The following is a 12,657-nucleotide window of genomic DNA, read 5'->3' on the forward strand; positions in this document are numbered from 1 at the left end:
CTGTTCGGTCTGGCCCGTGAGCTGAACATCGACGCCGAGGGCATCGACATGGGTCCGTCTCCGACGGACGCCGCGCTGGCGGCCGACCTCGCGCTCCCCATCGAGGAGCTCGAACTGACCGTCCGCTCCTACAACTGCCTCAAGCGCGAGGGCGTCCACTCCGTGGGTGAGCTCCTGGCGCGCTCCGAGGCCGACCTGCTCGACATCCGTAACTTCGGTGCGAAGTCGATCGACGAGGTCAAGGCGAAGCTGGCCGGCCTCGGTCTGGGCCTGAAGGACAGCCCGCCCGGATTCGACCCGACCGCCGCCGCGGATGCCTTTGGCGCCGACGACAACGCGGACGCGGGATTCGTGGAGACCGAGCAGTACTGACGCTGCGCGCCGGGCGGCGGGGGAGCCGGGACGGCGGAGGCGGCTGGCGATGAGCGCCGGCCGACCGCACCCGGCTCCCCGAGGCGGTCCGGAGCCGGGCCCCTCGGCGACATCGGCTGCGGATCCGCATTCCCCACCCCCGCCCCCTCTTGGCGACAAAGATTGGGGCCCGGGTTCCCCCGGCCCCAGCCCCGGCCCCAGCCCCGGCTGCGGTGCCCCGGGTGAGCTACCTGCCGAGGACGACGGTGTTGTTGCAACCCTGGCTTGAGCCGAGCTTGGTGGTCTGCGAGCCGGGCGAGCCCTCGCCGTGAGACCGGTTGCCCTCCCGACCGTTCTCGATTCCGAACTGGCCCTGTACGTCGACGTTCTCTTCGACAGTCGAGCATGAGGTGCTCTGGCTGATGAGAAGCGACTTGCTCTCTTTACCCTGCTGCTTGTGTCCCTGTCCGTGCTTGTGCCCGTGCTTGTGCCCTTGCTTGTGCCCGTGTCCGTGCTTGTGTCCGTGCTTGTGTCCGTGCCCCTGGCCGTCGGCGTAGGCGGTGCCGGTGCCGAGGAAGCCGATGGCGCTGAGGAGGACGGCCACGACAGCGGTCTTGTGAGGCTTGCGCATGTCTTCTCCGAGCGTTGAAGCGGACGCGTACGCGATCCGCCACGTCATAAGGTGACGAGAGGTTAATGCGTAAATGTCTGAAATACGCTCGTCGGCACGCCGGATCGTGTGACCAGCGAGCAAGGGTGTCGGCCCCGCGCCCGGCCCAAGTTCCCTGCACGGCCAAGCCGTCACCGGGCCGAACACGGGCATGGACGCTCCGCGCAGAACCACCCGTGTGGCCGCGCCACGAGCGCGAGGCGGCCTGGGATCTCCGCCGCTGACCTAGGTCGCCGACGGAACTCCCATGCAACGTCGACGAGTTCGTGACGCCGCCGCATCCAGCCGACGCCAGGCCCGTCGGGCCACCGCCCCGCGGCCCCTGCCGGGTTTGCAGATGAGGTCGGGCAAGGGCCACTACAACAACAGGCGCCATTCCGGTGGGCTGTCCACCACCGCGAACGCACCTCGCCCGCGGTGTCAGGGGTACCAAGGATCAGCATCGTCCGGCACGGACTCGGGGTCCTGATCCTCCTCGCGCGTTCGCGGTGCACGGGCAACCGCCGGCGTCCATGCGCTGGAGGTGCGGCGCCATCGGGAAGCCACCCGGCCACGCCGGCATGCCGGACCGCCCAGGAGTGCTGGGGTCCGGCGCCGTCGATGTCACTCGTGGATGTCAGACGGGAACAACCGCGCGCGCTCGCTGGCACGATGATCCCGTGGCTGACCTGGAGCGCATCAAAGCAGAGACCGCGGCGTACTTCCGAGCACTCGATGAGGCCGCCACCCTGCGGCACCACTTCCGCCACGTCGACGAGGAGGGTGCTCTGTGGTACATCGAGGCCGTACCTGACCGCGGCGAGTTGATCGCTGTCAAGCAGGCCGAGCTGACCTCGGCCGGCCAACTCCATCGGTACAGCTGGGAGCACCTGGAGGACGAGCACGGCGGCCTGACGGACCAAGCGATCGACCCTGAAGAGGACCCGCTGGAGGCCATCCCGGCCGAAGAGTTCCAGCGGCTGTGGACAAGGTGATCACGCTGGACAACCACTTCAGGAGAGAGGCTGGGTGATCTGGCAGCTGTGGCACGAACCCACATGCTGACGTGCCTGAGCCCTCAGCCTGGGAAGACCCGGGGAGTGCTCGCCCTCGCGGCCGTGCGGAATGCGGCCGTGAGGAATGACGTATCCGACCGACGCCAGCGTGTTTGTTCTGCGTTTGACTAGTGCGCGCCATGGGGTTGGACTGGATGGACAAGCGCTGCCGCAGAACTCCGTTCGAGGGAGAGCAGCGATGACCACCATGGAAGCTTTTGATCTTCTGCAACCGTACAAGATCGCCGAGGAGACGTTCGTCATCCCGTGGGCCCTGGAAGCCCCGCCGGTCGGCCACTTCCCAATGAATTCGATGGTGATCCGGGGAGCCGAGCCGGTGCTTGTGGACACTGGGGCACCGGCGGTGCGATCGCAGTGGCTGGAGGCCGCATGGTCCGTGGTGGATCCGTTGGACGTGCGGTGGATCTTCCTCACTCACGATGACCGTGATCACGCCGGCAATCTTCTGGCGGTTCTCGCCGCATGCCCAAACGCGACGCTGCTGACGACCTGGTTTTCGATCGGGCGCATGGCCGAGGAGTGGGAGACGCCGATCAACCGGTGCCGCTTCATGATCGACGGCGATACGGTGGATGTGGGTGATCGAACGCTGGTTGCCAAACGGCCGCCGTTGTACGACAACCCGACAACCCGCGCCCTTTTCGACCCGAAGACCAATGTCGTGTGGGCAGTGGACACCTTCGCAACGAACGTGCCCGATCCCATGCCCGAAAGCGCTGGACTATCCGCGGATGAATTCCGTGACGGGCAGTTCTTCGGCGGGCGCCTGGTCTCGCCCTGGGTAGCGTTGCTGGAGGGCCAGAAGTTCCGGGCAGTGGTCGACGACTTCCAGCGGCTGGACGCCGAGGTCATCGCCGGCTGCCACTCGCCGGTGATTCGCCGGCCACGGATCGCGGAGGCGTTCGACCTTCTCCGCCAGCTTCCTGAGATTCCGCCGTGGCCAGAGTTCACGCAGGCCGACCTCGACCAGTGGATGGCGATCGCCGAGGGGTCCGTCCCGCCGGAACAGCCGCGGCCGTCGGCAACGTGACTGGTGTTCACGTGTCTTCGTCGAACCGACACCCGCTTTTGACGGTGTCCTATGTGGTGAGGCGGACCAGCCGCTTGTAGCAGCACAAGGCGGCCGCGAGGCCGAGAAAGGCGGGGTAGTTGCGGGAGTGGCGACATAGGCGGCTGATTGCTGTGCGCGCGGCACGGGCACCGGCCGGGCTGGAGCGGGGCGGAGACATCGCTGCTGTAGGCGCTCATGCGGCTGAGCATGCATGAGGCCCGCTTCAGGTGCGAGGCCGGGCCTTCGTCAGCTGGGGCAGGTCGCCGCGCTGATCTGCCAGCACATGACCAGCGACCGGGACCGGGCCATCGCCGATCGGCTCGGTGCCATGATTCGGACTGGTGGGGGCGGGCCTCCAACGCCTCCGGGGCCGAGCCTGCGGGCCCGTAACGTAGTGGCAGGTCTTTGGCATGACTCCTGAAACGCCGAAGGACCAGCCTGGGAGGAAATCCCTCGTGAGCTGGCCCTTCTGTCTGTGCCCCCGGCAGGATTCGAACCTGCGACACCCGCTTTAAAGGAGTTTTGCCTGGGCAGGACTGTGACCTGCATAGATGCGCACTGCAGGGTGCTTGGCCAGGGAAAACACCCTCCGTGGTTCTCACGTGTTCACGAGATTTCCGGGCCCCATGTGTGCTGAATCCGTTGCTCCCGGCACCATCCGCAGGTCCTCGGCCGCCCGCGCCATCGGTGTAGGGAGGAGGACCGCCCTGGTCTTGGCGTGGGGATCGCCGAGGCCGCGACGGGATTGACGGAATCGTCATCACAGGCAGGCGGGCCACCTGGTAGTGGTGGCGTCGCCCTGGTGCGGGTAGTGCCTGCTGTACCGACCGGGCTCTGACCTTGATCCACACGAGTGCGGTGTGATCGGGGCTCTCTGACGGCTCCGTCCACAGCGGCAAGGTCGTGAACGTGATCGTGGAGGACACCCACGTCGTGGAGCAGACCTTCGCTCAGCTCCACCAGTTCAAGCGACTTGCTGTGCGATGGGAACGCCGCACCGAACCACGACGTGTTCGTCCCCCTGGCCTGCGGCCTCATCTGCTGGAGACGGCTCAAAACGAAGGGCACTTCGCTGCCGGCGGAGGGTCGCCCTGACAGCGGCCGGAGTCTAACGGCTCCCTGCGGCTTACCCATCACGCCAGATCTGCTGCCAGGAGGCCCAAAAATAGGAGATGGCAGGACGAAGGTCCACAAGGCCGAGTACGTTCGACTCGGCCCGCTGGCTGCCGGACGGCGTCGGGGATACGCCGACCGTCTCTCGCCCTCGCGACAGGAGTCGTTGCCCTATGACCTACCGGTTCAACCCGCCGCCCACCTGGCCCGCCCCGCCGGAGGGGTGGAGCCCGCCACCGGGCTGGGAACCGGATCCCGCATGGCCGACACCCCCGGGCTGGCAGATCTGGGTCCCGGAGGAGTCCTCGCCGCAGCCGCGCGCGCCCGTTCTCCAGCCTTCCCCCTACGGTCCTCAGGCGACGGTCCCGGCCACAGGCGGTGGCCTGTTCGGCCGGCGCCGTAAGCAAGCGGAGTCCGAGGCGGCGCGTCTGGCGGGCGAGCTGGCGCTGATGGAAACACAGGTACGCGGACTACAGGAAGACAACCGTCACCTGACGGAGCAATTGAGTCGTCTCATCGGAGCCGACAGCGCGCAGATAGCCGCCGAGCAGCAGCGACTGCGCCGCGCGCACGAGGAGAAGCTCCAAGAGATCGGACGGATCGACGCTCTCCTCGACGAGAAGATAGAGCACGCCGCCGAGAGCGCCGCGCAGTCCCTGGCCGACGTGCGCCGCCAAGCCGACGACATGGCTCGCCAGACGGCGGAGGCCGAACAGCGTCTCACGGCCGCGCGCCGGGATCTGGTGCTCACTGACGAGATGCGGATGCTGCAGGAAGCCGGCATCTACGAGTACCGTCATCCGCTCGCCGACGCGCTCGCCTACAAGGACCGGCTCGACGCTCTCAAGGTGCGCTACAAGCAGTTGGCGAAGGACGACCGGGCTGTGCTCGGAAACCAGTACTGGATGGTGGACGGCTCAGCGGCCAAGGGCCGCAAGATGGTCCGTGACTTCTCCAAGCTGATGCTGCGCGCGTACAACGCCGAAGCGGACAACGCGGTGCGCGGCATGAAGCCGCACCGGCTCGACTCGCTGATCGACCGGCTCGGCAAGACACGGGAGTCGATCGCCCGGCTCGGTGCCACCATGCAGATCCGCATCGGCGATGACTATCACCGGCTGCGGGTGCAGGAGTTGGAGCTGACGGCCGACTACCTGGTGAGGAAGGAGGCCGAGCGGGAGGAGCAGCGGGAGCTACGGGCCCAGCAGCGCGAGGAGGAGCGCCTGCAGCGCGAGATCGAACGCGAGCGTCAGCGGCTGGAGAAGGAACGCAGTCACTACGAGAGCGCCCTGCGCCGCCTGCGCTCCGGCACCGGCGATGCGGCCGCCATCGCGGAACTTGAAGGAAAGCTCGCCGAGTTGGGCGCCGAACTGGAAGCGGTCGAGGCCCGCGAGGCCAACATCCGGGCCGGATACGTCTACGTCATCTCCAACGTCGGAGCGTTCGGCGAACGCATGGTCAAGATCGGTATGACCCGGCGCCTCGATCCCATGGACCGCGTCATCGAACTCGGGGACGCGTCCGTCCCCTTCCGCTTCGACGTACACGCCCTGATCTTCAGTGAGGACGCCGTCGGCCTGGAACGCCGCCTGCACCAGGATTTCGAGTCCCGCCGCGTCAACCGGGTCAACCTCCGCCGGGAGTTCTTCTACGTCACACCGGCAGAGGTGCGCGACGCCCTGCAGCGGCTCGCCGGACAGCACCTCCTGGAGTTCCAGGAAACACCCGAGGCTCCTGAATGGAGGGCCAGCCAGACCGTGGCTGGGCACTGACGGGCTCGACTCAGCCAGTCTCATCGGGTACGTCCAGACGGCAGGCGGCGCCATCCAGACTGATCCAGGTGACCTTGGCGGTACTTCCCGCCGCGAGATGAGCAGTCACTTCCCCGGCTGGCAGTGATCGCGAGCCACACCCGCTTGCGGATGTTCGAAGCAACCGGAACGGTACAAGCCACGGCGGGTCGGTAGTCCTCGGGTAGCAGTGCGAGTACCGCCTCGTCTCGTAGGCGCTGGCCGGTAATGATGATCTGGCCGCTGAGCTCCAGCGTGTTCTGTTCGGTGACCCGCATCTGCGGAGCCGTGGCGGAGTCAGCGACCGCGGTGTCACCGGTGAGCGGGAGGTCGCGCCATGCGGGTCGCCTAGCGTTACGTCCCCGCAGTGTCCCCGCACACACGAAAACAGCCCCGGCAGGATTCGAACCTGCGACACCCGCTTTAGCAGTGGGGTCGAATCCTTGCCGGGTGATGCCTGACACTGCCGCGCGATGCTGTTTTCCCTGGTCAGAACCGCACGGTGAGCCACTTGATCCGGCTCATGCCGTCCCGTATCGGGCCGTCCGCTCACGCATCGCTCACACGCTGCTGGCTGCTGAGCAGCGCGTGGCTCAGACCTGGCCGAGGTCGATCTCCACCGGGAAGGGGGCTACTACCTTGAGGACGCCCGTGAACACGTCTCCCTCCCGGTAAGTCTTCGTCGCCGGGTCGAGAACATAGGTGTACACGAGAGGAACGCCTGTCGCGGCCTGCTCGATGCGCCAGTAGAAGCCGATGCCTGCCTTGGCGTACTGGTCGACCTTCACGATCCGGTCGGTGGTCTCCGAGCCCGGCGACACCACCTCCGCGACCAGCAGCACGTGCTCAGGGCGGGTCGGGGTGATGTCGATCGTGTCTGCGCGGTACACGACGACGTCAGGGCGACGATTGGTGAGCGGAACGTCCTGAAGCCGGACGTCGAAGCCAGTGTCGGCATTCCACTCCGGGCCCGCGGCGGAATCCAGGGCGTTCGCCAGAATCCGGGCCAGCCGGTTGTGCCGCTTGGACGCACTCGGACTGACGACGACCATCCCGTCCACGACCTCGATGCCGGCGCACTGCTCCTCGGACCAGGAGTCGTACTCCTCCGCCGTGATCTGCTCATGCATCCATGCCGGGGCCACCATCTCGGCCGTCATGAAGCACCTCCCGGACACTGTGCTGCGGGCCTGATCCCGCTGGGTTCAGCGTACTGTCCCAGCCAGCCCGGTACACCGGACGTATCCTCACGGTCGCCAGGAGTAAAGCGGCTGGAAAGTGTCGCTTCATTCGATTTTTCCGGATGGGGAGACATGGGCTCGTTGACCAGTCAACGGCGAGGAGGCTGCGTGGCGCGGAGGCACGACATCGAGAGGATTTTCAAAGAGCTCGAAGAGATACAGGGAGCGCTCAACGACCCGACCACCGGGCTCGGGGCTTTCCACCAAGAGCAGGACCAGCTGCGTCGCAAGACCCTGGAGAACGTCCAGCAAGGCACGGCCGCACTACGCGAAGAGAACCGGGAACTGCGGCGCCGCCAGGAGCGGATGCTGGGCGACTTGGGCGACACTCGCACCGCGGTCGAAGGGCTGCGTCGCGAGATCGCGCAAGCGGGGCACACACGCTGGTCGTGCCTCGCCAGGCAGATGCGGATGGCCGGACGCCGATCGCGCTCCCAGAGCATCAGGCGCAGTTTCTGGAGGCCGGCACCGACAGCAACGGGACGGACGGGTGGCAGGAGCAAACGGTGCCCGAAGTGACGGCGGCAGACCCCGCAGACGACGAGAATGACGTGCGCGACGTCCAACCGAGTGTGGATGCCGCTGTCGGCCGAGGAGCCTCCCGCGGGCCGCGTTCTCGGCTACGCGGTCAAGGCCCGTCGTCTGGCGGCCAACCCCGCTGTCGGCGTGCCCCTGCCGAAGGCGATGCCCGCTGATCACGTGTACCTCGACGACATGCAGGTCGACGCGCTGGCCAACGCGTCAGGCGCCTACCGGGTGTTCATCCTGCTGCTGGCCACCGGCCTGCGCTGGGGCGAGGCATCCGCGCTGAAGGTGGGCCGCGTCGACCTGGACGCCTGCCGGGCGCACATCGTAGAGGCGTACGCCGAGGACAACGACAAGCTCTACCTCGACACCCCCAAGAACCACGAGCGCCGGTCGGTACCGATCCCGCGGTTGCTGGCCGAGGAGTTGAAGCCGCACATTCGGGGACGGGGAGACGAGCAGTTACTCTTCACGGCCCCGCAGAGTGGATCGCTACAGGCACGCAACTTCCGTCAGCGGTTCTTCGCGCCGGCGGTCGTGAAGGCCGAGCTGGTGTCGGCGATCACGTAATTCCCCACGATCTGCATGATCAGCGTCACGTAATTCCCCACCCCCGTGGTCACGACTCCCCACCGGGGCACTGACCGTCGTGGCGCCGCTGACCACGTTCGAACTGGCCCGATCTTCCCTGTTTCGTGTGGTTTGAGACACTATTAGGTCTTCCTTGCGAATCGGTCGGGATCCCCATGGGCATGCCGGTGCCCGGGTTGAGGGTCTGGACCTCTCGGAGCCGTCACGGTCTCTCGGCCTGCGAGCCGAGAGGCCAACGGACGCACCGGATGGCAAGGAGAACGTTCACCGTGGTCGACATCGTTGAGATCTACGTGCACTGGTACGCGGGCCGGTCCAAGAGCCAGGTGTCCGCCTCGCTGGGGGTGGATCGCAAGACCATCAGGAAGTACCTGGCACCGGCGGAGGCGGCGGGGATCACCCCGGGTGGGCCGCCCATGAGCGAGGCGGACTGGGCCAAGCTGCTCAAGAGCTGGTTCCCGGAGCTGGCCAGCCGGAAGCTGAGCCAGGTCAGGTGGGGAGAGATCGAGCCGCACCGCGACTACGTCAAGGAACTGCTGAAGACGACGACCGTCACCACGATTCACCAACGCCTTCGGGACGAAGGCAAGTTGAAGGTGTCACTGTCGACGTTCCGGCGCTGGGTGCACGAGAACCTGCCCGATGAGGCGGCCCGCTCGAAGGTCACGGTGCTGCGTGAGAACGTCGAGCCGGGCTCGGAGGCCCAGATCGACTACGGTTTCCTGGGGCAGTGGATCAACCCGGCCACCGGCAAGCGGCATCGGATCTGGGCGTTCGTGATGGTGCTGCCGTGCTCGCGGCACATGTTCGTCCGCCCGGTGGTGCACATGGACCAGCACGCCTGGACCCTCGCGCACGCGGAAGCCTTCCGCTATTTCGGCGGTGTCCCGCGCCGCCTGGTGCCGGACAACCTGAAGACCGGGGTGGACAAGCCGGACCTCTACGACCCGCAGATCAACAAGTCGTACGCCGAACTCGCCTCCTACTACGGGACGTTGGTGGACCCGGCCCGGGCCTCGAAGCCGAAGGACAAGCCCCGCGTCGAGCGGCCCATGCCCTATGTCCGTGACTCGTTCTGGAGCGGGCGGACCTTCACCTCGCTGGAGCACATGCAGGCCGAGGCCCTGAGCTGGGCGAGGAACGTGGCCGGGCAACGGCAGTGCCGGCCGCTGGACGGGGCCAAGCCGATGACGGTCTTCGAAGCCGTCGAGGCGGAGGCCCTCCTGCCGCTGCCGGAGACACCGTTCGTGCTGGCCAGATGGTCGACCGCGACGGTCGGTCCGGACATCCACATCAAGGTCGGCCGCACTCTCTACTCGGTGCCCTGGAAGCTGATCGGCCGCCGCGTTGATGTCCGCTCCACCGCCACCATCGTCCAGGTCTTCCACGAAGGCCAGCTGGTCAAGACCCACGCCGCTCTGGAACAGGGCAAGCGCACCGACAGAGGCGACTACCCGCCCGAGAAGATCGCCTTCCAGATGAAGACGCCGATCTGGTGCCGCGGCCAAGCCTCGCAAGTCGGCGACGCCTGCCGCGAGGTGATCGACCAGCTCCTGGAGGTCAACGCCCTCTACCGCCTCCGGGCCGCCCAGGGTGTCCTCGGCCTGCGGAAGAAGTACGGCGACACACGCTTGGAGGCCGCCTGCCGCAAGGCGGTCACGGTCGGCGACCCGTCCTACCGCACCGTCAAGGGCATCCTGGTCGCCGGCACCGAGACCGACCCGGAGCCAGAGACCGGTGACGCCGGAGCCGCGGCCTTCCTGCACGGGCCCGAGGGCCTGTTCGCCATCCCCATGCAGACCCCGGGCCAGCTCCACCATGACCAGGACCGCGGTGACGCCGAGGGGGCTGCCCGGTGAGCGTGATGACCACCGCCCTGCGCGAATCGCTCAAGACCCTGCGGCTGTCAGGGATGCTGGAGACCCTCGATGCCCGCCTCACCCAGGCCCAGAAGGGTGAACTCGGGCAGCTCGACTTCCTCCAGGTCCTCTGCCAGGACGAGATCACCCGCCGAGAGACCGTCGCTTTCGAACCACGCCTGCGCAAAGCGAAGTTCGAGCAGCAAGCAACCCTGGAAGGTTTCGACTTCAACGCCTCCCCGAAGCTGCCCGCAGCCCAGATCCGCGACCTGGCCGCCCTGCGCTGGCTCCACTCCGGCGAGTCCGTCATCCTGTTCGGCCCGGTCGGTGTCGGGAAGACACACGTCGCCCAGGCCCTCGGCCACCTTGCCATCCGTCAGGGAGCCAACGTCCGTTTCGCCAAGACCAGCCGGATCCTGGCCGAGCTCGCCGGCGGCCATGCGGACCGCACCTGGGACAAGCGCATCCGCGACCTCGTCCGACCCGACCTGCTCATCCTGGACGACTTCGCGATGCGCCAGCTGGCCGCGTCCCAGGCCGACGACCTCTACGAACTTGTCAGCGAGCGACAAGGCCGGTCTCTGATCATCACCAGCAACCGGGCGCCCAGCGACTGGTATCCCCTCTTCCCCAACCCCGTCGTCGCCGAGTCGCTGCTGGACCGGCTGATCAACACCAGCCACCAGGTCATCATGAACGGCCCGAGCTACCGGCCCAACAAGCGCCCTGGAAAGGGAAATTAGTGTCACGACACCAACATCAAGGAGGTTCGGATGCTTCAGGGAGTACTGATCGCCGAGAGCCTGCGGGTCGGAGCCCAGCTGACCGGGATCCCCCTGCAGATCACCAAGCTGACGCGGGTCGAGATGACGAACCGCGGTGATCACCAGCCGCGGCACTGGACACTCCTGGAATTCTCCGCCGAGGAGTCCGCCGCCGAGCGGCTCGCGGACCAGCTCTCTTCCTGCCTCGCCTCATCGGGAGGTTGGTACACCGACTTCCATACCGCCGACGAAACGTTCGTGATCTTTGCCAACAAGGTCTTCCGCTACCCCCGCGGACAAGCCGAAGGCCGCAGCGAAGCCCAGCACTATGGGCGCTCCGTCGGTGTCCCCGAGCAGCAACTCGACTGGCAGGTCTGACCGCGGGCTCCGCGAGAGCGGAGCCCGCCTCCTGGCCCAAAAGCCTGGGGAATTACGTGACCACATCGCCGGGGAATTACGTGACCGTCGACAGCTGGGGCTCCTGAACGTCACCCCGCACCCGCCATCGCCAGTGGCGCGGACATCAACGTCGTACAGACGATGGTGGGCCACAAGTCCGCGACGCTGACCCTGGACACGTAGCGTGCTGTGTATGACAGCAGGGGTTGCTTCGGCGGTGCGGCGGAGTGCCCCCTGCTTTCGGGCTGCTAGGGCAGGTCGCGGCGGACCAGCGCCTGAGCGAACGGTTCTCCGGTGGCCCGGGCGTAGGCCATCCGCTCGCGCACCTCGCTGAGGGTGCGTGGGCGGTAGCCGGGGCCGCCGCAGCAGCTCTTGTGGAAGCGCACACCGGCGTGCAGCAGCACGGAGAGGGTGCGCCAGGCGGCGGTGTCCCGCCTCTTGGGTGCCGCGAAGGCGGAGCCGACGTGGATCAGTGGTTCGGCGCAGCGTGGACAGACCCGGTCGTGGTCGTGGTAGCCGGGGTAGGGCTGCTTGTACGAGGCCCGGCAGGGCAGGCAAACGTACGAGGTCTTTCCATGGGCCATGCGGGAAGGGTAGAGCCGCCACCGGGTCGGGCTCGACAGATTTCCGGCATGCTGCGCAGGCTCTTCAGCAGGGGTGGGGCGGCGACGGCTGACCGTACTTGCTTCTACTCGCCGCCGCGGAGTTCGGCGTCGATGGCGTCAGCAGCATCCCCCGCGGCCAGCTCGCTGATCTCCTTGGGGACCTCGCGGTCGTCATACACGAAGAGCCTTGCGTCGACGACGTGGGTCTTCGGGTGCCAGCCAAGACGGCGGCCCGCCTCGCGTGCAGCACGACGAACGTCCTTCAGCTCGCCCATCTCCTCAAGATCGCCGCTGCTCAGGATCAGCTGCCCGTGGTAGCCCTCGTAGCGAGGCTTCAGGGAAGCCCGCATCAGGCCCTCCAAGCGGTCGACCGGCTTCTCGTACCGGCGCTGGACCAGCTCGTCCTTCGCGGGCATCTCGCACAGCTCCCCACCCTCTGCCCGCAGCGGTATGTGTGCCATATGTGTGCTGCGAGGACGAAGGCCCTCCCGTCCGACGGACGAAAGGGCCTCTGACCAGGTGTTTCTCTGTGCCCCCGGCAGCCGCTTTAGGGGCTGTCTTTAGTTGTGATCAAGCCCGGCGTCGGGTGTCAGTCCGGTAGGACTGTGCTGTGACGCGTGCGCAACTCACCGATAGCGAGTGG

Annotated in this window: 13 protein-coding genes; 9 read left to right on the top strand and 4 right to left on the bottom strand. The window is 67.0% G+C overall.

Annotation, left to right across the window (positions count from 1 at the left end; all coding sequences use genetic code 11):
- On the top strand, positions 1–372 hold a 372-nt coding region (locus ABZ078_RS43105; RefSeq protein WP_356584007.1), incomplete at its 5' end, for a DNA-directed RNA polymerase subunit alpha C-terminal domain-containing protein.
- A 226-nt stretch (positions 373–598) separates the two neighbouring features.
- Here ABZ078_RS43105 and ABZ078_RS43110 read toward each other — a convergent pair.
- Positions 599–982, bottom strand: coding sequence for a hypothetical protein (locus tag ABZ078_RS43110; RefSeq protein WP_356584008.1), 384 nt, complete (start codon positions 980–982; stop codon positions 599–601).
- A gap of 698 nt (positions 983–1,680) precedes the next feature.
- Between ABZ078_RS43110 and ABZ078_RS43115 the strand changes: the two genes are divergently transcribed.
- The 3 genes from ABZ078_RS43115 to ABZ078_RS43125 all read left to right on the top strand — a co-directional run bounded on the left by ABZ078_RS43115 (position 1,681) and on the right by ABZ078_RS43125 (position 6,012).
- Positions 1,681–1,995 (top strand): hypothetical protein, encoded by a 315-nt coding sequence (locus ABZ078_RS43115; protein WP_356584009.1) that lies wholly within the window; start codon positions 1,681–1,683, stop codon positions 1,993–1,995.
- 259 nt (positions 1,996–2,254) lie between these two features.
- A complete protein-coding gene (locus ABZ078_RS43120) occupies positions 2,255–3,106 on the top strand; it encodes an MBL fold metallo-hydrolase (protein WP_356584010.1) in 852 nt (283 codons plus the stop codon).
- Positions 3,107–4,413: 1,307 nt separating this feature from the next.
- Positions 4,414–6,012 carry a DUF4041 domain-containing protein gene (locus ABZ078_RS43125; protein ID WP_356584011.1) on the top strand — a complete coding sequence of 533 codons (1,599 nt, stop codon included), beginning with the start codon at positions 4,414–4,416 and terminating at the stop codon, positions 6,010–6,012.
- Positions 6,013–6,623: 611 nt separating this feature from the next.
- Here ABZ078_RS43125 and ABZ078_RS43130 read toward each other — a convergent pair.
- Positions 6,624–7,190 (bottom strand): Uma2 family endonuclease, encoded by a 567-nt coding sequence (locus ABZ078_RS43130; protein ID WP_356584012.1) that lies wholly within the window; start codon positions 7,188–7,190, stop codon positions 6,624–6,626.
- Between the two features lie 189 nt (positions 7,191–7,379).
- Between ABZ078_RS43130 and ABZ078_RS43135 the strand changes: the two genes are divergently transcribed.
- From ABZ078_RS43135 to ABZ078_RS43155, 5 genes are all read left to right on the top strand, one after another.
- Positions 7,380–7,790: a hypothetical protein gene (locus tag ABZ078_RS43135; RefSeq protein ID WP_356584013.1), complete on the top strand. Its 411-nt coding sequence runs from the start codon at positions 7,380–7,382 to the stop codon at positions 7,788–7,790.
- Positions 7,791–7,817: 27 nt separating this feature from the next.
- A complete protein-coding gene (locus tag ABZ078_RS43140; RefSeq protein WP_356584014.1) occupies positions 7,818–8,366 on the top strand; it encodes a hypothetical protein in 549 nt (182 codons plus the stop codon).
- Positions 8,367–8,656: 290 nt separating this feature from the next.
- Positions 8,657–10,246, top strand: coding sequence for an IS21 family transposase (gene istA, locus ABZ078_RS43145; protein WP_356584015.1), 1,590 nt, complete (start codon positions 8,657–8,659; stop codon positions 10,244–10,246).
- A gap of 5 nt (positions 10,247–10,251) precedes the next feature.
- Complete coding sequence (istB, locus tag ABZ078_RS43150; RefSeq protein ID WP_356584018.1) at positions 10,252–10,989, top strand: IS21-like element helper ATPase IstB; 738 nt, start codon at positions 10,252–10,254, stop codon at positions 10,987–10,989.
- A gap of 30 nt (positions 10,990–11,019) precedes the next feature.
- Positions 11,020–11,388, top strand: coding sequence for a hypothetical protein (locus tag ABZ078_RS43155; RefSeq protein WP_356584016.1), 369 nt, complete (start codon positions 11,020–11,022; stop codon positions 11,386–11,388).
- A 269-nt stretch (positions 11,389–11,657) separates the two neighbouring features.
- Here ABZ078_RS43155 and ABZ078_RS43160 read toward each other — a convergent pair whose 3' ends face one another.
- Both ABZ078_RS43160 and ABZ078_RS43165 read right to left on the bottom strand, forming a co-directional pair.
- Positions 11,658–11,993 carry a deoxyxylulose-5-phosphate synthase gene (locus ABZ078_RS43160; RefSeq protein ID WP_086602836.1) on the bottom strand — a complete coding sequence of 112 codons (336 nt, stop codon included), beginning with the start codon at positions 11,991–11,993 and terminating at the stop codon, positions 11,658–11,660.
- A gap of 104 nt (positions 11,994–12,097) precedes the next feature.
- The gene (locus ABZ078_RS43165; protein ID WP_356584017.1) at positions 12,098–12,430 is read right to left on the bottom strand and encodes a hypothetical protein; all 333 of its coding nucleotides are present in this window, start codon (positions 12,428–12,430) and stop codon (positions 12,098–12,100) included.
- Between the last annotated feature and the right edge of the window lie 227 nt (positions 12,431–12,657).

The organism is Streptomyces sp. NPDC006385 (assembly GCF_040612485.1).
In the GTDB taxonomy this organism is placed as follows: domain Bacteria; phylum Actinomycetota; class Actinomycetes; order Streptomycetales; family Streptomycetaceae; genus Streptomyces.